Annotated in this window: 16 protein-coding genes; 8 read left to right on the forward strand and 8 right to left on the reverse strand. The window is 66.8% G+C overall.

Features of this window, described 5'->3' with window-relative positions:
• Nucleotides 1-48 precede the first annotated feature (48 nt).
• Nucleotides 49-993, reverse strand: a complete 945-nt coding sequence (ispH, locus tag SR870_RS01145) for a 4-hydroxy-3-methylbut-2-enyl diphosphate reductase (protein ID WP_322516222.1) — start codon at nt 991-993, stop codon at nt 49-51.
• 298 nt (nt 994-1,291) lie between these two features.
• Here ispH and SR870_RS01150 point away from each other — a divergent pair, with 298 nt between their 5' ends.
• The 3 genes from SR870_RS01150 (at nt 1,292) to SR870_RS01160 (ending at nt 6,557) form a co-directional block, all read left to right on the forward strand.
• On the forward strand, nt 1,292-3,898 hold the full coding sequence (locus SR870_RS01150) for an MMPL family transporter (RefSeq protein WP_322516223.1): 2,607 nt from the start codon (nt 1,292-1,294) through the stop codon (nt 3,896-3,898).
• Nucleotides 3,899-4,175: 277 nt separating this feature from the next.
• On the forward strand, nt 4,176-5,567 hold the full coding sequence (hpnO, locus tag SR870_RS01155) for an aminobacteriohopanetriol synthase HpnO (protein ID WP_322516224.1): 1,392 nt from the start codon (nt 4,176-4,178) through the stop codon (nt 5,565-5,567).
• 147 nt (nt 5,568-5,714) lie between these two features.
• A complete protein-coding gene (locus SR870_RS01160; RefSeq protein WP_322516225.1) occupies nt 5,715-6,557 on the forward strand; it encodes a universal stress protein in 843 nt (280 codons plus the stop codon).
• A 116-nt stretch (nt 6,558-6,673) separates the two neighbouring features.
• Here SR870_RS01160 and SR870_RS01165 read toward each other — a convergent pair whose 3' ends face one another.
• Nucleotides 6,674-8,683: a TonB-dependent receptor gene (locus SR870_RS01165; protein WP_322516226.1), complete on the reverse strand. Its 2,010-nt coding sequence runs from the start codon at nt 8,681-8,683 to the stop codon at nt 6,674-6,676.
• A 701-nt stretch (nt 8,684-9,384) separates the two neighbouring features.
• On the opposite strand from SR870_RS01165, the gene SR870_RS01170 reads away from it, so the two are divergent.
• The 3 genes from SR870_RS01170 to SR870_RS01180 are packed head-to-tail and all read left to right on the forward strand — an operon-like array spanning nt 9,385 to nt 12,292.
• Nucleotides 9,385-10,440: an ABC transporter substrate-binding protein gene (locus SR870_RS01170; protein ID WP_322516227.1), complete on the forward strand. Its 1,056-nt coding sequence runs from the start codon at nt 9,385-9,387 to the stop codon at nt 10,438-10,440.
• Nucleotides 10,437-11,522, forward strand: coding sequence for an iron ABC transporter permease (locus SR870_RS01175; RefSeq protein ID WP_322516228.1), 1,086 nt, complete (start codon nt 10,437-10,439; stop codon nt 11,520-11,522). Before SR870_RS01170 ends, SR870_RS01175 begins: the two co-directional genes overlap by 4 nt.
• Nucleotides 11,519-12,292 (forward strand): ABC transporter ATP-binding protein, encoded by a 774-nt coding sequence (locus SR870_RS01180; RefSeq protein ID WP_322516229.1) that lies wholly within the window; start codon nt 11,519-11,521, stop codon nt 12,290-12,292. The genes SR870_RS01175 and SR870_RS01180 overlap by 4 nt, the downstream gene beginning before the upstream one ends.
• Here SR870_RS01180 and SR870_RS01185 read toward each other — a convergent pair.
• The 4 genes from SR870_RS01185 to SR870_RS01200 all read right to left on the reverse strand — a co-directional run bounded on the left by SR870_RS01185 (nt 12,287) and on the right by SR870_RS01200 (nt 15,947).
• Entirely contained in the window at nt 12,287-12,916 is a 630-nt protein-coding gene (locus tag SR870_RS01185) for a hypothetical protein (protein WP_322516230.1), read from the reverse strand. The genes SR870_RS01180 and SR870_RS01185 overlap by 6 nt on opposite strands.
• Complete coding sequence (locus tag SR870_RS01190; RefSeq protein WP_322516231.1) at nt 12,913-13,518, reverse strand: hypothetical protein; 606 nt, start codon at nt 13,516-13,518, stop codon at nt 12,913-12,915. Before SR870_RS01190 ends, SR870_RS01185 begins: the two co-directional genes overlap by 4 nt.
• 14 nt (nt 13,519-13,532) lie before the next feature.
• Nucleotides 13,533-14,060 (reverse strand): hypothetical protein, encoded by a 528-nt coding sequence (locus SR870_RS01195; protein WP_322516232.1) that lies wholly within the window; start codon nt 14,058-14,060, stop codon nt 13,533-13,535.
• A 267-nt stretch (nt 14,061-14,327) separates the two neighbouring features.
• Nucleotides 14,328-15,947 carry a GMC family oxidoreductase gene (locus SR870_RS01200; protein WP_322516233.1) on the reverse strand — a complete coding sequence of 540 codons (1,620 nt, stop codon included), beginning with the start codon at nt 15,945-15,947 and terminating at the stop codon, nt 14,328-14,330.
• 149 nt (nt 15,948-16,096) lie between these two features.
• Here SR870_RS01200 and SR870_RS01205 point away from each other — a divergent pair, with 149 nt between their 5' ends.
• Nucleotides 16,097-17,269 carry a M20 aminoacylase family protein gene (locus tag SR870_RS01205; protein WP_322516234.1) on the forward strand — a complete coding sequence of 391 codons (1,173 nt, stop codon included), beginning with the start codon at nt 16,097-16,099 and terminating at the stop codon, nt 17,267-17,269.
• Nucleotides 17,270-17,297: 28 nt separating this feature from the next.
• Here the strand turns inward: SR870_RS01205 and SR870_RS01210 are convergent, their stop codons facing one another.
• Together SR870_RS01210 and SR870_RS01215 are read right to left on the reverse strand one after the other, a co-directional pair.
• Nucleotides 17,298-18,587, reverse strand: coding sequence for a carbohydrate porin (locus tag SR870_RS01210; RefSeq protein WP_322516235.1), 1,290 nt, complete (start codon nt 18,585-18,587; stop codon nt 17,298-17,300).
• 70 nt (nt 18,588-18,657) lie between these two features.
• Nucleotides 18,658-19,689, reverse strand: a complete 1,032-nt coding sequence (locus SR870_RS01215) for a transporter (RefSeq protein WP_416221114.1) — start codon at nt 19,687-19,689, stop codon at nt 18,658-18,660.
• 250 nt (nt 19,690-19,939) lie between these two features.
• Between SR870_RS01215 and SR870_RS01220 the strand changes: the two genes are divergently transcribed.
• Nucleotides 19,940-20,440: a ferritin-like domain-containing protein gene (locus SR870_RS01220; protein WP_322516236.1), complete on the forward strand. Its 501-nt coding sequence runs from the start codon at nt 19,940-19,942 to the stop codon at nt 20,438-20,440.
• Nucleotides 20,441-20,608 lie beyond the last annotated feature (168 nt).

The following is a 20,608-nucleotide window of genomic DNA, read 5'->3' on the forward strand; positions in this document are numbered from 1 at the left end:
GCTTCTCTTTCGTGCAAATCATCAACATGCGGATCTGGATCTTCCTGGTCAGGCCGTGGCCAGCTCCGCCGGCAAAACGAACTCGATGTTCTCCTCGCGGCCCGGCAGCACCGACACGGTGACCGGGACGATCCGGCGCAGCGCTTCGATCACGTCGTCGACCAGCACTTCCGGGGCGGACGCGCCGGCGGTGATGCCGACGGCCTTCTTGCCTGCGAGCCATTCGGGGTTGAGTTCGCTGCCGTCCGAGATCAGATAACTCGGAATTCCGGCTTCGGTGCCGATTTCCCGGAGCCGGTTGGAGTTGGAACTGTTGTTGGCGCCGACCACCAGGATCAGATCGACCAGCTTGCTCATGGCCCGCACCGCAGACTGTCTGTTCTGGGTCGCATAGCAGATATCGCGTGTATCCGGACCCTGGATATCCGAGAATCGTTTCGAAAGCGCAGCGATGATGTCCTTGGTGTCGTCGACGCTGAGCGTGGTCTGGGTGATGTAGGCGACCGGGGTGTCCGACGGCAGCGTCAGCGCTGCGACGTCGTCCAGATTCTGCACCAGCAGCACCGGGCCGGGCACCTGGCCCATGGTTCCCTCGACCTCGGGATGGCCGGCGTGTCCGATCAGGATCAGGGTGCGGCCCTTGGCGGTGTAGCGCTTGCCCTGGTTGTGCACCTTGGTGACCAGCGGGCAGGTCGCATTCAGCACCGGCAGGCCGCGAGCGGCCGCCTCTTCCTCGATGCTGCGGGCGACGCCGTGCGCGCTGAACACGGTCACGGCCTTCGGCGGCACCTCGGAGAGCTCCTCCACGAAGATCGCGCCTTTCGCCTTCAGACTCTCCACCACATATTTGTTGTGCACGATTTCGTGCCGAACATAGACCGGCGGGCCGTACTTCTCGAGCGCGCGTTCGACGATCTCGATCGCGCGGACGACGCCGGCACAAAAACCACGTGGCTGGGCAAGAAAGACTTCGAGAGGGCGAACGTCAGACAAAGGGCACCACACTCATGATTGTTCCGTCTCCTGACGCATTATGGGCAATTCCCGTACCATGATCTAGCTGGTATGAGGACACCCGCAAGAGCAAGGGTCGCAGAGTTCCCATGGGCGGCGTGCAAAACGCCCTTGGCAATCCAGCCCAGTGAGATTACTTCCGGCCACGACACCCCGCGGGCCTCTTGGGTTATTTCGCAGTCTTTGGTCGCTGGAAGGTAGAAACCAGTTCGATCGACTCGATACCCGGCGGAGCCGACGCATTCTAGGCAAGCCGATCGCAATAGAAAGAGCAAATGTGCTGAAAAGTGCCATCGTTTCCGTTGTGAAAGCCAGCACCCGTTTCGCGTCTTTTACTGTGCTGATCGGCGTATTTCTCGCGATCGCCAGCGGCTTCTATACTTACCAGAACTTCGGGATCAACACCGATATCAATCATTTGATCTCGTCCGACCTCGATTGGCGGAAGCGCGATATCGCTTTCGAGAAGGCGTTTGATCAGGAAAGATTGATCCTGGCGGTGGTCGAGGCCCCGACGCCCGAATTCGCGAACGCCGCGACAGCCGCGCTGACAGAAAAATTATCGAGCAATCACAAGAACTTCGACTCGGTCAAGCGGCTCGGTGGGGGCGAATTCTTCGACCGGAACGGACTGCTGTTCCTGCCGACCGAGGAGGTCGCCAAGGTGACGGGCCAGTTCCAGTCGGCGGTTCCGCTGATCGAGATCATGGCCGGCGATCCCAGCATTCGGGGTCTCACTGCGGCCCTCGAAACCGGCCTGCTCGGCGTGAAACGGGGGCAGATCTCGCTCGATGGTGCTGCCGCACCGTTCAATACGATCGGCCAGACCGTCGAGGACGTCCTCGCCAAGCGTGCGGCTTTCTTTTCCTGGCGCGGTCTCAGCAGCCCCGAGCCGCTGACCGACGGCGACAAGCGTGCCTTCATCGAAGTGAAGCCGATCCTCGACTTCACCGAACTCGAGCCAGGGCGCGCCGCGACTGACGCGATCCGCGCAGCGGCCGCCGAACTCAACCTGGCGCAGCAGTTCGGCGCCAGGGTGCGGCTGACCGGCCCGGTGCCGATCGCCAACGAGGAATTCTCCACCGTCAAGGAAGGCGCCGTCGTCAACGGCATCGGCACTGTCGTGGTGGTGCTGCTCATCCTGTGGCTGGCGCTGCACTCGTCGAAGATCATCTTCGCCGTCGCTGCCAATCTCTTCATCGGTCTGGCGATCACCACCGCGGTCGGATTGATGCTGGTCGACACGCTCAATCTGCTGTCGATCGCCTTCGCGGTCCTGTTCGTCGGCCTCGGCGTCGATTTCGGCATTCAATTCAGCGTCCGCTATCGATCCGAGCGCCACAAGACCAACGACCTCGACAAGGCGCTGGCGCAGGCGGCGGAGTATTCTGCGGTGCCGCTGTCGCTGGCCGCGATGTCGACGACCGCCGGTTTCCTGTCGTTTCTGCCGACCTCCTACAAGGGAATCTCAGAGCTCGGCGAGATCGCCGGCGCCGGCATGGCGATCGCTTTCATCTCCAGCATCACGGTGCTGCCGGCGCTGATCAAGCTGCTCAATCCGCCCGGCGAGAAGGAGCCGCTGGGCTATGCGTTTCTGGCGCCGGTCGATCGCTTCCTGGAGGTTCACCGCGTCGGCATCATCGCCGGCACGATCGGCGTCGCATTGGCCGGTCTGCCGCTGCTCTACTACATGCACTTCGACTTCAACCCGATCAATCTGCGCAGCCCGAAGGTGGAGTCGATCGCGACCTTCCTCGACCTGCGCAAGGATCCGAACACCGGCGCCAATGCCATCAATGTGCTGGCCCCGTCGGAACAGGCCGCCAAGGACATCCAGGCCAAGCTGGCGAAGCTGCCCGAGGTGTCCCGAACGCTGTCGCTCGACACCTTCGTGCCCGACGACCAGCCGGCGAAGCTGAAGCTGATCGAGGCAGGCGCCAAGGTGCTGGAGCCGGCGCTGAATCCGGAACAGGTCGATGCTCCGCCGACCGATCAGGAGAACATCGAGTCGCTGAACAGTTCGGCGGAAGCGCTGCGCAGGACCGCCGGCGACGCCACCGGACCGGGCGCCGAGGCTGCCCGGCGGCTCGCCACCGCGCTCGGCGCGCTCGCCGGCGCCGATGAGGCGACCCGCGACCGGGCGCAGGCGGTGTTCGTGACGCCGCTCAAGCTCGCCTTCAATCAGCTCCGCAGCCTGCTGCAGGCGCAGCCGGTGACGCTGGACAATCTGCCCCAGGACATCGTGTCGTCGTGGAAGACCAAGGACGGCCAGGTCCGCGTCGAAGTGCTGCCGACCGGCGATCCGAACGACAACGAGACGCTGCGCAAATTCGCGGCGGCGGTGCTGCAGGCCGAGCCGACTGCGCTCGGCGGGCCGGTGTCGATCCTGAAGTCCGGCGACACCATCGTTGCGTCCTTCATCCAGGCCGGCCTTTGGGCGTTGCTGTCGATCTCGGTGCTGCTGTGGCTCGCGCTGCGGCGCATCTCGGACGTGCTGCTGACGCTGGTTCCGCTGCTGGTCGCGGGCGCGGTGACGCTGGAAATCTGCGCGCTGATCGGCTTGCCGCTCAATTTCGCCAATATCGTCGCGCTGCCGCTGCTGCTCGGGATCGGCGTCGCATTCAAGATCTACTATGTGGTTGCCTGGCGGGCGGGTCGCACCAATCTGCTGCAATCGGCGCTGACGCGGGCGATCTTCTTCAGCGCGCTGACGACCGCAACCGCGTTCGGCAGCCTGTGGCTATCGAGCCACCCCGGCACCGCCAGCATGGGCAAGCTGCTGGCGCTGTCGCTGCTGACGACGCTGGGCGCGGTGCTGCTGTTCCAGCCCGCGCTGATGGGCAAGCCGCGGCATGTCGACGAGACCGGCGATACAGACCTCTGAGCGGCGAGGCGCTGCGCCGCCCCGAGAGGGGCGGGTCTGCCGACCTTGGCGACGAATCCCGCCTGAGTTCGGGATTCTGCCCTGCCGAGGCGGGACTGGCGCCCGGATGGCGGATCGGACTATACCGCTTGCGGGCAGGGCGTTGGGCCGGCGTTCATCTCGGCACTGCCACAGGTTTCGCGCGGGGGCTGTATGCCCTTGCCGGGACGTACGGGTCAAAGCGACGCAACCCGCGTTTTGGGTTGACGATGCACTCAACAACCGACGTAAGTAGCCGATGCCATACCCTCAGATTGAAGTCGCCGAGCTGTTCGCCGACCGCGAGTCGCAGCGCAGTGCAATGCATACGCGCCATCTCAACGAGCAGCTCGTGCGCGTGCTCAAGACGATCGGCTACGACGTCGGGTTCCAGAAGGGCAGCGGGCAGTATCTGTTCGATCGTGATGGTGCGCGCTATCTCGACCTGCTCAGCGGTTTCGGCGTGTTCGCACTCGGCCGCAATCATCCGGTGCTGCGCGACGCGCTGAAGAGCGTGCTCGACAGCGAGCTGCCCAATCTGGTGCAGCTCGACGTCTCGACGCTGGCCGGCGTCCTCGCCGAGCGCCTGCTGGAGCTGGTGCCGTATCTCGACAAGGTGTTCTTCGCCAATTCGGGTGCCGAGTGCGTCGAGGCGGCGATCAAGTTCGCGCGCGTGGCGACCGGCCGTACCGGCATCGTCAATTGCGACCACAGCTATCACGGCCTGACCTACGGCGCGCTGTCGCTGACCGACGACCAGAATTTTCAGGGCGGCTTCGGGCCGCTGCTGCCCGGCGTCACCACGATCCCGTTCAACGATCTCGCCGCGCTGGAGAAGGTGCTGTCGACCCGCGAGATCGCGGCCTTCATCGTCGAGCCGATCCAGGGCAAGGGCGTCAACATGCCCACCGACGAATTCCTGCCGGGCGCGGCGGCGCTGTGCAAGCGCTACGGCACGCTGTTGGTCGCCGATGAAATCCAGACCGGCATGGGCCGCACAGGCCGCTTCCTCGCGGTCGAGCACTGGAACGTCGAGCCCGACATGGTGCTGCTATCGAAGGCATTGAGCGGCGGCCATGTGCCGGTCGGCGCGGTGCTGACGCGCAAGGCGATCTTCGACAAGATCTTCAACCGGATGGATCGCGCCGTGGTGCACGGCTCGACCTTCGCCAAGAACGATCTGGCGATGGCCGCTGGCATCGCCACGCTCGACGTGATGAAGCACGAGAAGCTGATCGAGGCCGCCGCCAAGCGCGGCGCCGAGCTGCGGCTGGCGCTGACCCGCATGGTCCCGGGCTACGAGATGCTCAAGGAAGTCCGCGGCAAGGGGCTGATGATCGGCGTCGAGTTCGGTCCGCCGAAATCGCTGCGGCTGAAGGCGTCGTGGACCATGCTGGAGACCGCCAACAAGGGCCTGTTCTGTCAGCTCATCACCGTGCCGCTGTTCAAGGATCACAAGATCCTGACCCAGGTCGCGGGCCACGGCCTGCACACCATCAAGCTGCTGCCGCCGCTGACGATCACCGAGGACGACTGCAAGTGGATCGAGCGCGGTTTCGACGAGACCATCGCCGCCAGCCACAAGGTCCCCGGCGCGATCTGGTCGCTCGGCAAGACGCTGGTCGACAACGCGGTCCGCAAGTCGGCGTGATCTGAAGCTCGCCCGGTCCGTCGCCGCGTCAGGGCGCCGCATGCAGGCGGCGCACCGCTTGACTTGAAGCAAGTCACTCGCGACCTGTTAGGCCTAGTCTCGGCTCGGGCGTCGCTGGACGACCGGCCTCCAACAACGGCGAGCAGAATGTCACTCAAATCACTGGTCGTCTTCGTTGATCCGACGGCTGTCTGCGAGGCGCGGCTTCGCTATGCCGCGCGGCTGGCCGTGCAGCACGGTGCGCATCTGATCGGTGCTTTCGTGATGCCGAATGCGTGGCAGAACGACCGCTCCAGTTCTTTCATCCAGGGCGGCGGCGCGATCCGGGAGATGCTTGAACGACACGGTCTCGCCGAACGCAAGGCGCTGTCCGACGCAAGCCAGCGCTTCGAGGCGCTGGCGGGCCGCGACTCGCCTTCGTTCGAGTTTCGCGTCATCCGCGACGACGAAGTCGGCAATCTGGCACAGTTGCATTGCCTGCATACGGATCTCGTTCTGGTCGGCCACCCTGCGCCGGGCGGGCTGCCCTCGGGATGGTCGCCGGAAAAAATGCTGCTGTCGTCCGGGGTTCCCCATCTCATCATCCCCGAGGGCTGGCGCGACGGGCCGGTCGCGACCAACGTGCTGTTGGCCTGGAATGCGAGCAGGGAAGCCCGGCGCGCGATCACCGATTCGCTGCCGATCCTGCGAGCTGCGGCGTCGGTGGCCGTCGTCGTCGTCGATGCCGAGAAGAACCCGCTGCATGGCCACGAACCCGGCGCCGGCATTGCGCATTTTCTCAGCCGTCACGGTGTGAAGGTGCGCGTCGAACAATTGCACTCCAAGGGGACGCCGGTCGCGGAGGTGATCCGCCGCTTCGCCGCCGACGATCAGTCCGACCTGATGGTGCTCGGCGCCTACAGCCACTCGCCGAAACGCGAATTGTTGTTCGGCGGCGTGACGCGGTCGCTGCTGAGCACAGTGACGATCCCGACGCTGATCGCGCATTGAGGGAAGGCGAGTTGCGCGCAACCTTCCTGCGCTGCTTGTGAATAGTTCAGAAACAGACCGATCTACCGTCCGCGAACGCGTCCGGCCCGCGCGGCGGGCCGGACGCGTTCGCGCTGTCAGAATGTGTGCGTGAGCCGGGCGGTGAAATTGCGGCCGGGCTCCAGCAGCGGATTGTACATCGACTGGGCGTAGGACCTGTTCACGTAGGTCGCCGCGCTCACATAGGAGGTGTCGAAGATGTTCTGCAGGCTGAGATGCACCTTGGTGTCGCCGAGGCGGCGCGAGATCAGCACGCCGAGATCGAACGACGCGTAGATGCTCGGGACCGCATAGCCGCCGGTCGGGAACTCCTCGGTGGGGCTGATGCGGGTCTTTGCTCCGGCCCAGTCGACCGCCGCGCCCAGCGAGTAGCCGGAGCCGAGCGGCGCGTATTGCACCCCGACACGTCCCTTCCACGGCGCGATGAACGGCAGCGGCGCGCCTGTGTCGGTGTTGGTCGCCTGCAGCCAGGCGGCGTTGCCGTACAGGTTGAACGACTGCGTCGCCTGCCAGCGCCACTCGGCCTCGACGCCGTTCACCGTGGCGTGGCCGACGTTCTGCCGCTGGGTCATCGAGGAGCCGTTGTATTTGACGAACACCGTCTGCAGGAAGTTCGCGTAGTGGCTGTCGAACGCCGTCACCTTGACGGTGGCGGTCGGGAAGTTGAGCTGGAAGCCGCCCTCGTAGGTGAGGCCGGTCTCCGGCTTCAGTTCCGGATTCGGAATCGTGGTGGCCGAGAAGGCGAACAGCTCGGAATTGGTCGGATAGCGATACGAGGTGCCGACCGAGGCGAGCAGGTCGAGAATCGGCGTCACGTGGACGGTGGCGCCGAAGCTGCCGGTCGGCGCGGTGGCGGTGACGTCCGCGTTCCGTCGAAGCACCGCGAGCGCGTTCGCGGAGCTGACAGGAGATAGCTCGGACGTCGTGTTGAACCAGTCGTACCGGCCGCCGGCCGACAGCGTCAGCAGCTTGAGCGGTGTCCACTCGTGCAGCATGAAGGCGCCGACATTGGCCTGGGTGTTGTCCGGCGCGGTCTGCGTTTCGGGCGAGATCGTCGTGGTCGTAGCCGTTTGCCGCACCGACCACGACGTGCTGCCTGGGCGCCATTCCTGGAAGCCGTCGATCCCGAACGTCGTCTTCACGAGCCCCCACGGCGCCGGCTCCCACGGGATCACACCCTGGGCCCGGCCGCCGATCACCAGGGGGCCGCCGACGTGACTGACCGAACTGGTGACGACCCCTGCGGTGGCGGTGTTCACGGTCGCGACCTTGGTGTCGAAATAGTTGGCGTAGAACGAGCCTTCGACGTGCTGAACCAACTGATCGGTGAAGTCGCCGGCGTAGGACAATTTCGCCATGTGCACCTGGTTCGGCTGCTGGCGGACCTGCATGTAAGGCCAGCCCGGGGCCCCGCCGACGCCGCCGGCGCGGCCGTCCTCTTCCCAATAGTCGCGCAGCGTCAGTTCGAAACGCTGGTTGGAGGTCGGCGACCAGCCCAGCCGCAGATTGCCGCCGATGCTCTCGTAGTCGCTGTTGAGCGCCGCGCCGCTCGGCGTGTGGTAGTTGCCGCCCTTGCGATAGCTGACGCCGCCGAGCACGTCGAAGCCCAGGCCCGCGGCCTGCGCCCATTCATAGGTGCTGAAACCGTTGTCGACCGAACTGTAGCCGGCCGAGAAGCCGCCGTGCGCGATCCGCCAGGGCCCGAACGGATCGACCTCCGGTCGCCGCGTGACGACGTTGACCAGGCCGGTCATCGCCTCCGATCCGTAGACGACCGAGCCGGGTCCGCGAATCACCTCGACGCGCTCGATCTCCTCGGGCGCGAAGTAATTGAGCTGCAACGTGTTGCGGCCGCGGAAGCGGTCGCCGTCGATGTACATCGGCGAGCGCCAATTGTTGGACGAGAAGCCGCGCAGATAGATCTGACCGCCGATGCCGCCGGCGCGGGCGATCGACACGCCGGGAACGTTCTGGAGGATGTCGAGCAGGCTGGTCGGGCTGGTCTGCTCGATCTGAGCGCGATCGACGACCGTGATGCTCTGCTGCGCCGGATGCGGAATGCCGGGCTCCGGCAGCTTGCCGCCCATCGGCTTGAGAGAATTGTCGTTGCTCGTGTCGGAGCGGACCGCCGCGGCCTGGGGAGTCTGTTCCGGCTTGGGAGCACGTGCCGACGTTCGCCGCGTCGCCTGACCCGTGTTCGAACGTGACGCACGCTGCGGCCGCGATGAACTCGCCGCTTCGACGCGCACCTCCGGCAAGACGTGGCGGCCGCGCTCCGATGACGTGTCCGCGCTTTGAGCCCGAGTGTCGACGCTCGATCCGGCCGTGATCACGCAGGCCAGCGCGACGCTCAATCCGCAGCACGTCGACGCGAGAAATCTGCGTCTCCCGGATTCCCACGTGAATGTTCTTTCAATCATCAGCTACCTCCCCCGACTCTCGATCTGTGAGTAAGGTCCTTATCGTCTCACAATGTCGTCCACCACCATCTCCACGTTAGCTTTCGGGTCATCCACCATCATCCGCGCGTAAGCTTCGAGGCATTACAATAACAACCCGTGCTGCGGGGGTGCGATTAGCAGGGCGCACAACCAAATCAGTTCATGCGTTGAACGATTCTATTCTCCGACCCGCACTTCCAGCCCGGGGGCATTGTTTTGCTTTTGCGTTTCCTCACCGCGGTCCCCTATGTAAGCGTCATGTGTGCCGCCACGCGGCTCATTGCTTGCGAGTCGAGGTCGTCGAACTCATGCCGCCATTGTTGCGTTGGAGAACACGGGCGATTGCGGTGGCGATCGATGTCGTCGTTGCATTCGTCGCTTTCGGTCCGGTGCACGCGACCGATCTGACCGATCAGCGCGGCCGGACCGTCGCCGTCACGACGCCGGCGCAGCGCGTGGTGTTCCTGCCGATGCCGGCGCCGTCGACCTATATGGCGATCGACCGCTCGTCCGCGCATGTCGCCGGCATGAACCCGGCCTCGGCGACCGCGATGCAGTCCGGCATTCTCGGCCGCATCTTCCCGTCCTTCGAGAGGATCGCGACCGGCATCACGCGTGGTGCCGGCGTGGTGCCGAACGTCGAGGCGATCATGGCCCTGCATCCCGACGCCGTGCTGCAGTGGGCGACCTCGGGTGACGAGCCGATCGCGATGCTCGACCGCGCCGGACTGACCGTGCTGGGACTGCGCTACGGCGGTCAGGACGACGTCGATGGCGCCATTCTGATGATGGGCCGGCTCGCCGGCCAGGAAACGCGCGCCGCCGCGATCGTCGCGCGCCAGCGGCAGCGCCAGCAAGCGCTCGCTGCCGCGCTCGGCGGCTTGGCCGACACCGAGCGGCCTCGCGTCCTGCATCTCACGCGCGCGTCGGATTCGTTCTCCGCCGCCGGGCGCGATTCCTATTCGGATTTCGTGATCAGGACCGCAGGTGGCCGCAACGCGGCCGCGGAGATCGGCGGCAGTCGCAGCGTGACGCTCGAGCAGTTGCTGGTCTGGAATCCCGACGTCATCCTGCTCGGCAATTTCGACACCGCGATGCCGTCCGACCTCTACGGCGATCCGCGTCTGCAGGGCATCAAGGCCGTGCGGGAGCGGCGGGTTTTCCGCGTGCCGCTCGGCGGCTATCGCTGGGATCCGCCGAGTCACGAATCGGCGCTCGCCTGGGTCTGGCTCGCCGACCTGCTGCATCCCGACCGCGTCGCCATCGATTTGCGCGCCGAGATGCGTGACTGGTACGCATTTCTCTACGGCCACCCGCTCGTCGATGCCGAGATCGACGCCATCCTGCATGCGCGGCAGAATGGCGGATCGGCCGGCTACGCGCGGTTCGCGGCGTCGCGATGACTACGCTCGACGCTGCCGTCGCCACCCGCCATGGCGGTCCCGTCGTCGCGATCGCCGCACTCGCAGCGCTGCCGGTCGCGACGGCGCTGCTGTGCTTGTCGGCCGGTCGTTATCAGGTGCCGGCCGCGCATGTGTTCGGCATCCTGCTCCACGAATTGCTCGCCCGCGTCGGTCTCGTCCCAGCCGACTGGCTCCCGTCCGGATGGGCTGCAGTGAGTTGGACGCCGACCGAGCGGATCGTCATCACCACGGTGCGGCTGCCGCGGATTCTGATGGCCGGCATCGCCGGGGCCGGGCTCGCGCTCTCCGGCGCGGTGTTGCAGGGGATCTTCCGTAATCCGCTGGTCGGCCCGCAGACGATCGGTGTGGCGTCCGGCGCCTCGCTCGGCGGCGTCGTCGCCATTCTGCTGTTCGGCTTCGGCCTGCCGGTTCACCTCGGAGCCTTCGCAGGCGCGGCGCTTGCGCTCGCCGCGGTGCTGCTCGTCCATCGAGGCGACGGCGTCTCACCGGTGCTGACGCTGGTGCTCGCCGGCGTCGTGGTCGGTTCGTTTTGCGGCGCGCTGGTCGGGTTCGTCACCTTCATCGCCGATCCCGAGGTGAAGCTGCCCGGCATCGTGTTCTGGCTGCTCGGCAGTTTCGCGGCGGCGAGCTGGCCGAACCTCGCTCTCCTCGCCGCTTGCACCGCAGTCGGCGGCAGCGTGATGTTGGCGATGCGCTGGCGTGTCAATGTGCTGTCACTCGGCGATGAGGAAGCGCTCTCGCTCGGCGTCGATCCGCGGCGCGATCGGGTGATCCTGCTCGCCGCGACTTGCCTTGCGATTTCGGCCCAGGTGGCGGTCTCGGGCGCGATCGGCTGGGTCGGCCTCGTCATCCCCAATCTCGCCCGCATGCTGGTCGGCGCCGATCACCGTCGGCTGCTGCCGGTGTCGGCCGTGGCGGGCGCAGCCTTCCTGATGGCGGCAGACACGTTGGCCCGCGACCTTACGGCGGCGGAGATCCCGGTCGGCATCGTCACGGCGATCGTCGGCACGCCGGTGTTCGCCTGGCTGCTCCGCCGCCACGCGCGAGGAGCCGGCGCATGATCCGAGTCGAGAGCGTCGGGCATTGGTTTCGGCCGGAGCAATGGCTGTTCCGCGATCTCTCCTTCGCGGTCGCGGAGGGCGAGGCGACGGCGATTCTCGGGCCCAACGGCTGCGGCAAGACCACGCTGTTGCGCGCGATGGGCGCGACGCTGACGCTGAAGCAGGGCCGGATCGCCGTCGACGGCGTCGTCGGCGTGGTGCCGCAAGCCCTGCGCGCCGACGTCGCCTACCGGGTGATCGACATGGTGCTGCTCGGCCGCAGTCGCTATCTCGGCCGCTTCGGCGCGCCCGGCCGGCGCGATCTCGCCCGCGCGGAGGAGTGCCTCGCCGCGGTCGGCCTCGCCGATTTCGCCGAGCGTCGCTACGATCGGCTGAGCGGCGGCCAGCGCCAGCTCGTGCTGTTCGCCCGTGCGCTGGCGAGCGACTGCCGCGTGCTACTCCTCGACGAGCCGGCCTCGGCGCTCGATCTCGCCAATCAGGGTGTGGTGCTGCGGCTGATCCGGCGGCTGGTGCGCGACGACGGCATGACCGTGGTGTTCACCACCCATCATCCCGATCACGCGCTGGCGGTGGCCGACAAGGTGCTGATGATGGCGGGAACGCCGGTGTTCGGCCCCGCGGCGACGACGCTCGACGAGGCCAATCTGGGCCGTCTCTACGGCGTGCCCGTGCGCCGTATCACGGTCGTCGCGGACGGCGAGACGATCGAGGCGACCGTGCCGGTGCACCGGATGGTGGCCGCCGACCCAGCGGGCGCGCCGCGATCATGATCGCGCAGTTTCCTGCGCCCAGCGCAGGAAGCCGTCGAGGAATCGCGTCGTCGCCGGCATAAAGCGGCTGCCGTGGTGATAGAACGGGTCGAGTGTCGAGATGATCATCCTGCCTGGCGTCGTCACCCGGTCGTCGTAAAGCAGCGCGCCGCCGTGGTCGCGGCCGTCGCGGTCGGCGGGCACGGTGACGAGCGGCACCGCGCCCTCGGGCGGAAACAGCACGCCGTGGATGTGCCAGACCGTCGAGTCCGGCGCGATGTAGCCGAACATTTCGTGTTCGGGCGCGACGAACTGATGCGGCGGCTTCTGCGCAGGGTCCAGCCACCACCAGAAATTGGTCGGGCGCGGCGCGCTGCGCACACCCGGCGCCCAGGTCTCCGCCTCGCATTCGCCGAGCACCACGAGCGTTCGCCCGCGTGCGAGGAAGTCCATCAGCAGCGGCCGATGCCGACGCAACAGATCGGGGTTCAGCCGGTCCGGCACGATCAGCAGTGTCGGCTCGGCGAGGTCGTCGGCGGTCAACGCCGGTGCATAGATCACTTGGTCGAAACGATCGCGGAAACGCTCCCCAAAGATCGTCTCGTGATGATAGTAAGTACCACCGTCGAGCACTGCCACGGTCATCGGCGCGCCTCCACCAGCCAATTGATGAGCTGTGGCAGCAGGCGCCGCGTGGTGTCGTCGCCACCGAAGCTCCACAGATCGTTGCCGCCGTGCAGCAGCACGGCGCCGCGTCCGAGCGGATAGATGAAGTCGAGCGGGCGATGTGCCGGGCCGAGCGTGTGGATCACAATTGCGTCCTTCGGAGGCGCATGCCAGGCATGACCATAGAAGCCTGCGACGCCGCGTCGGAAGGTGAGGTCGTCGAGCGCAACGCCGTCCCAGATCGGATGCGCCGTGGCGCGCGATATTGTCAGGTCGGCGATGCCGCCACCGTCCAGTGGCTGCACCGGGCCGAGGCCGGCCATGAACGGGTGTGCGACATGGCCGCTGATCGCGATGCGGCCGCCGGCCGTCACGTGGTCGTCGAGCAGCCCCGCATTGGCCTTCAGGAAACGCTGGTCCATGTGCATGCCGATAAGCAGCGCATCTGCGCCGGCGAGCAGGGCCGCGTCGAGCGCGTAGAGATCGACGTCGCGGACGGTGCAGTCGAGACCGGCGAGCCGTTCGGCCCAGGCCGCCGACGAGGTCTTGTGGCCGCAGGAGAATCGAATGACGGTTTTCATCGCGCGCCTACCGATCAAAGCCGATCGAACAGCGCGTCCGGCGAAGCGGCCAGAACATCGTCGGCAACGCATCGCTTCAGCGCCGACAACTCGACGTTCTCTTCGTCGCTGCGAGCGCCGCCGCGGGCGATCAGTTCGAAGAACCGCTCCGGCACCACGCCGGCGCGTAGCGCGGCGCCGACGCTGCGATCACCTGCCGACAGCCGCCAGCTATACGACATGTCCACGCCTGGACACAGCCGCGCCGCTGGCAGCGTCCGGTCGATCGTGTAGACGCCGCGCGTCACCGCGCGGGTGACGAACTCGAAGGTATCGCGCACGCCGGGGCCCGGATGACCGCTGACCACGACGAGGTCGGCGCGGCGCGGCGGCCGCTGCGGCGACAACGCCGGCAGCATCAGGCGCAGCGCCTGAAACGTCACCGCCAGCATCGCCAGTGCGGCCTGTCCGTGATACGCGGCGACCGCGTCGTAGGGGATTTGGATGAGATCCTCTTCGCCTTCCACGGTGAGCGTGGGGCGTGTCTCGACGGTTATGGTCATATCAATTGTACTTTGCTCAGCAGCGGAGGCGGCGAGGCCGATCGGCGACGACGCGGAGTGCGGCTGCGTAGCAGCAATGCCAGGGTGCAGCAATTTCCGGCGCTCACGCGGAGCGTGCGGCGACCGCCGCCGATCCGCGTAACTTCATAGCCTGACGTGTTTCTTCGGGGAGTTTAGAATAGTCGGAAGATCGCGCCGCGCCATGCAGCGGTGGTCCGCCGGGCCGAGTCCGGGTCGGCGGTCCGTCGTCCGTGCGGCGGCCGCGCACTACTTGCCGTCCTCGATGATCATCGTCGCGCCCTTCTCGGCGATCATCGCGGTCGGCGTATTGGTGTTGCCCGAGGTGATTGTCGGCATCACCGAGGCGTCGACGACGCGCAGGCCTGCGAGGCCGTGCAGCCGCAGCCGGTCGTCGACCACAGCCATCGGATCGCTGGCGAGCCCCATCTTGGCGGTGCCGACGGGGTGGAAGATCGTGGTGCCGATGTCGCCGGCGGCCTTCGCCAGCGCTGCGTCGTCGTCCCCCACCGCGCGGCCGGGCAGATACTCCTCGGGTTGAAACCGCGCCAGCGCCTGCTGCTGCATCAGCCGCCGCGTACAGCGGATCGCGTCGGCGGCGACGCGGCGGTCGTCGTCGGTCTCCAGATAATGCGGCGCGATCGAGGGGGCTGCGTCGAGCGCGGTCGACTTGATCCTGATCTCGCCGCGCGAGGTCGGGCGCAGGTTGCAGGCGCTGACGGTGATCGCCGGAAAGCGGTGCAGCGGATCGCCGAATTTGTCCAGCGACAGCGGCTGGACGTGGAACTGAATGTTGGCGCGCTCCTGATGCGGATCGGAGCGGGTGAAGATGCCGAGCTGCGACGGCGCCATCGTCAGCGGCCCGCGCCGGCGCAGCGCGTAGTCCATACCCATCCAGGCGCGGCGCGGCAGCGAATGATAGATCTCGTTCAGGGTGCGGCCGCCGGTCACGCGATAGATCGCACGCTGCTGCAGATGATCCTGCAGGTTGCGTCCGACGCCGGGGCGGTCGAGCAGCGGCGCGATGCCGAGCGGCGTCAGCCATTCCGCCGGGCCGATGCCGGAGCGCTGCAGCACCTGCACCGAGCCGATCGATCCGGCGCACAGCACCACCTCGCGCCGCGCTCGCGCCTCGACCGGCACGCCGCCCTGCAGGAAGCGCACGCCCACCGCGCGGCCGTTCTCGACGATCACGCTGTCGGTGAGCACGCCGGTTTCGAGCCGCAGGTTCTGGCGGTGCAGCGCCGGCTTGAGGAAGCCGCGCGCCGACGACCAACGCCGGCCGCGCTTCTGGTTGACGTGGAAATAGCCGACGCCTTCATTGTCGCCGGTGTTGAAATCGGCGCTGCGCGGGATGCCCATCTCGCCGGCAGCGTCCGCCACCGCGTCGAGGATCGGCCAGGACAGCCGCGCCGCCTCGATCCGCCAGCCGCCGCCCGCGCCGTGATGCTCGCTGTCGCCGAGGAAATGATCCTCGAGCCTGCGGAACGCCTGGCGGACGTCGTCCCAGCCCCATCCGGCAAGGCCCAGTTGCCGCCAATGGTCGTAATCGGCGGCCTGGCCGCGCATCGAGATCATGGCGTTGATGGCCGAGGAGCCGCCGATCACCTTGCCGCGCGGATAGGCCAAGGACCGACCGTTGAGGCCGGGCTCCGGCTCGGTCTTGAACATCCAGTCGGAGCGCGGATTGCCGATCGCGAACAGATAGCCGACCGGGATGTGAAACCAGATCCAGTTGTCGCGGCCGCCGGCTTCCAGCAGCAAGACCCGGCAATTCGGGTCGGCCGAGAGCCGGTTGGCAACGATGCAGCCGGCGGTGCCCGCGCCCACGACGATATAGTCGAATTCGCCCTCGATCCGCGCCGTCATCCGTTCCGTCCCGCTGCTGCGTCCACGATTTCTTGATTGCGCAGACGCTTAGCCCCACGCGGGGGCGCTGTACAGTTGCTGCGGAGCGGCAGGCCGGCTAGCCTGCCGTATCAGGATAACGAAACCGCCGTTCGGAGCCCGTCAGCCCCATGCCAGTGATCAACCGCGTCGCCGACCTGCAACCCGACATCATGGCCTGGCGCCACGACATCCATCAGCACCCCGAGCTGATGTACGACGTCGACCGCACCGCCGAGTTCGTCGCCCAACGCCTGCGCGAGTTCGGCTGCGACGAGGTCGTGACCGGCCTCGGCCGCACCGGCGTGGTCGGCGTGATCCGCGGCCGCAAGCCGGCGAATGGCGGCGACCTCAAGGTGATCGGGCTGCGCGCCGACATGGACGCGCTGCCGATCGAGGAGGAGACCGGGCTGCCCTATGCCTCGAAAGTGTCCGGCAAGATGCACGCCTGCGGCCATGACGGCCACACCGCGATGCTGCTCGGCGCCGCGCGTTATCTCGCCGAGACCCGCAATTTCGCAGGCAGTGCGGTGGTGATCTTCCAGCCGGCCGAGGAGGGCGGCGCCGGCGCCGCGGCGATGCTCAAGGACGGGCTGATGGACCGTTTCGGCATCGAACAGGTCTACGGCATGCACAACGGCCCCGGCATCCCGGTCGGCTCCTTCGCCATCAGCCCGGGCGCGATCATGGCCTCGACCGATTCGGTCGACATCCGGATCGAGGGCGTCGGCGGCCACGCCGCCCGGCCGCATATGTGCGTCGATTCGGTGCTGGTCGGCGCGCAGCTCGTCACCGCGCTGCAGTCGATCGTGTCGCGCACGGTCGATCCGCTGGAATCGGCGGTGGTCTCGATCTGCGAATTCCACGCCGGCAACGCCCGCAACGTCATCCCGCAGATCGCCGAGCTGAAAGGCACCGTCCGAACCCTGAAGGCCGAGGTTCGCGATCTGGTCGAGAAGCGGATCCACGAGGTCGCGGCCGGCGTCGCGCAGTCGACCGGCGCCAAGATCGACATCGTCTACGAGCGCGGCTATCCGGTGGTGGTCAACCACGCCGAGCAGACCGAGGTGGCGCAGCGGATCGCCCGCGACATCGCCGGCGAGTCCAACGTGACGTCGATGCCGCCGCTGATGGGCGCCGAGGATTTCGCCTATATGCTGGAAGCGCGGCCGGGCGCCTTCATCTTCCTCGGCAATGGCGACAGCGCCGGGCTGCATCACCCGGCCTATAATTTCAACGACGACGCCATCGTCTACGGCACCTCGTACTGGATCAAGCTGGTCGAGAGCCAACTCGCGGCGTGACGACGTCGCTCGGCTCCGCCGCGGCGGGTCAGTAGCTCAGCGTGGTGCGGATGCCGAGGACCAAGGCGTCCCTGATCCGCCGGGTCCCGGCGGGATCGAACGGATCGGTCGCGCCGCCGGCCGGATGCATCACATATTCGATCACCGGCTGCAGTGCGAAGTTGCCGGTGATCTGCGCCAGATATGTCAGCTCGATCACGGCCTCGAAGTCGCGGATCGGCGATGCGACGCCGCTCCAGCGCCGCAGGTCGCGATCGAGCCCGCGCGCCGCATCCGAGATCCGCGCGTAGCTGATGGCCACGCCGAACTTGTCGTCCGGGCGCGAACGGCTGAAGCCGGTAAACAGCAACGCCGCATCGACGTAGAAGCTGACCAGGTTGCGGTCCGACGGGCTCGCCAGCACGCGCGCCACGAAGCCCGTGCCTTTGGCCGGATCGGCGGCGCTGTGCGCCAGCGGCTGCTCGATCACCGCGAACACGCCCTGATCGCCGCGCAACCTGGCCGGCAACCCTGAGCCGGCAGGATCGACGATCGAGACGCCCTGCGCGGTGAAGCGCTGGCTGTCGAATTCGCCGAAATGATACCACGCGCCGGCGGTGAGTCCGGAGGGCATGCCGTTGCCGTTGCCGAAGCCGTATTTCACTTGCCCGATCAGCCAGGCCGGGTCGTGCACGCGAAACAGCAGCCCGTTCGGATTCCGGATCTGCGGATCGCCGGGACCGGGCGGCGCCGCGTCGCCGTCGAACACCGCGACCGAGGCAGTGAGATTGTCGCCGAGCTGCGCCTTGATGCGGATGCCGGGCACCGCCAAGGGCGGCGATGGGCCGCCGCTCGGCAGCACGGCACCGGTGAGACCGGGCCAGCCCAGCGCCGCGTTGACGAACATGTCGAGGTAGCGGCTGTCGATGAATTCGGTGTCGGCCGATTGCTGCCCGGCCTTGATCGACAACGCGCCGCCGAGCAGCGATTGTTCGATCCATGCCTCGTAGAGCCGGGTCGCCGGCAGCGACTCGATCCCGCTCACCAGCAGCAGATTGCCGACATAGTTGCGCGACAGGCCGTTGCCGTGGATCTGGAACATATTGGCGTGAAAGGTGGCGCCGCGCCAGCCGAGCAGCCGGTCGAGATCGATGGTGGTGCCGAGATCGAGACGACCCGCGTAGATCGCCCCGCGCCTCATGCCACCGGACACATCGGCCAGCGTTTCGCCGATATAGGTGGCGCTGAACTGGACCCCCCAATCGGCCAGCGTCTGGCGGTGATCTGCGGCCGGCGTGACCGCCGGATCCGCCGCGTTGCCGGCGACCGGTGCCCCCAATCCCGCTAGTAGCGCGATCGCAATGACCGCGAGCCGCGGCGTTCGCGTGACTGACGGGCACATGCGCTGGCTACCTGATCAGGCCGATACGCTTCATGAACAGCCAGGCCGCGAGCGACGACACCGCCATCGCCAGCAGCGCCAGGACGAATCCGCCGTCGCCTTCGGCGAAAGGCAGACCGCGCAGGTTCATGCCGAACATGCCGCTGACCAGCGTCGGCGGCATCAGCAAGGCGGTGAGCATCGACAGCACCCGCAGGCTGCTGTTGCCCTGTTCCTCGATCTTCAGATGCAGCTCTTCCTGCAGCAGCCGGCTGCGTTCGCGCATCTCGACCACCGAATGGTCGAGCCCGTCGAGCCGTTGCGCCAGCTTGCCGGCGCGCGGCCGCAGCGCCGGCTTCAGGGCGGCGCTGTCGTTGCGGTCGAACCGGTGCAGCACGATGCGCAGGCCGGACAGGTGGCGGTGCAGCCGGACGCAGGTCCGCCGCACCCGCCCGAGCCCCTGGCGCAAATCGTCGGTGTCGTCCGACAGCAGCTTCTCCTCGATCCTGTCGAGCGTCTCGAAGACGTCGTCGGCGATCCTCTCCATCGCATCGGCGACATTGTGGACGATGATCTCGAACAGCGCCGCACAGCTCTCGACCCGATGCCCGCCTTCGAGCGCGCGCCGGGCGGTGTCGACCGCGCATAGAGCCTGATAGCGGCCAGTAATCAGCAGCCGTTCGGTCATCACGAAGCGCAGGAAGCCGGTGTCCTCGGTGGCGTCGGCGATGTCGCGCATCAGATCGGCGATCACGCCGTAGACGCAGCCGTCGAGGCTGTGCATCTGCTGATAGGTGTCCTTGGACTGCAGCAGCGCCCGAGCCGGCGCAGGCAGTTCCATTTCGGCCAGCGATTGCTGTGAGCGCTTATCGGCGAGGTTGAAGTGCAGCCAGTGGCAACCGCCGGGCTCGAAGTCGAGCGGTGCGTCGTCCGGCAGCAATTGCGGGGTTCCGTCGGGACCGATCCTGAATCCCCATACCAGTCCGGGAATCGCTGCGCTGTGGCGCTGGGGGTCCGTGGTGGTGGGCGACGGCGGCGTCGCGCGTTCGTCAGCACGCACCGGCCGGCCCTGATCGTGCCGCAGGCCCCGGCATGTGCCCGACGTCGACGGCACCGCCCGCGGCGCACGGGGCCGGGATGCGCATCGTCGTTCGGTATGTCTGGAAGTTCATCGGAAGGTGTCTCGCGTGACTGATGACCTTGCCGGACCGATTTGAAATCTGGATGACACCCGGGGATCGTCAGGAACAATCAATCGAAGGCCGCGTTGGGCGCAGGTCTGAGATCACGCACACCAACCGGAGACCACCATGGCTGCCGCCAAAGACAAGAATCTCAACGATCTCTTCCTCGACACCCTCAAGGACATCTACTACGCCGAAAAGCAGATTCTGAAGGCGCTGCCGAAGATGGCCAAGGCCGCGACGTCGGACAAGCTGCGCGCTGCGTTCGAGAAGCACGAAGGCGAGACCGAAGGTCAGATCGAGCGGCTGGAACAGATCTTCGAGCTGCTCGACAAGCCGGCGCGCGGCAAGACCTGCGACGCGATCATGGGCATCCTCGACGAGGGCAAGGAGATCATGAGCGACTACAAGGGCAGCGAGGCGCTCGACGCCGGGCTGCTCGCCGCCGCGCAGGCCGTCGAGCACTACGAGATCTCGCGCTACGGCACGCTGAAGCAGTGGGCGACCCAGCTCGGCATGAAGGACGCCGCCAAGCTGCTCGACCAGACGCTGCAGCAGGAAAAGACCACCGACGTGACCCTGACCAAGCTCGCCGAGAGCGCTGTCAATCTCGCCGCGGCGGCCTGACGGTTCGACCGAACCGGCCTTCGTCTGTTCGGCTGCCGTCAACCTAACGACGTCGTCATGGCCGGGCTCGTCCCGGTCATGACGACGTTGTTCGATGCAGAGGCTGAAGACGTAGATGCCCGGCGCAAGGCCGGGCATCACGATGGTGTGGAACGTGCGCCTACAGCA

This window comes from Rhodopseudomonas palustris, assembly GCF_034479375.1.
Classification (GTDB): Bacteria; Pseudomonadota; Alphaproteobacteria; order Rhizobiales; family Xanthobacteraceae; genus Rhodopseudomonas; species Rhodopseudomonas palustris_M.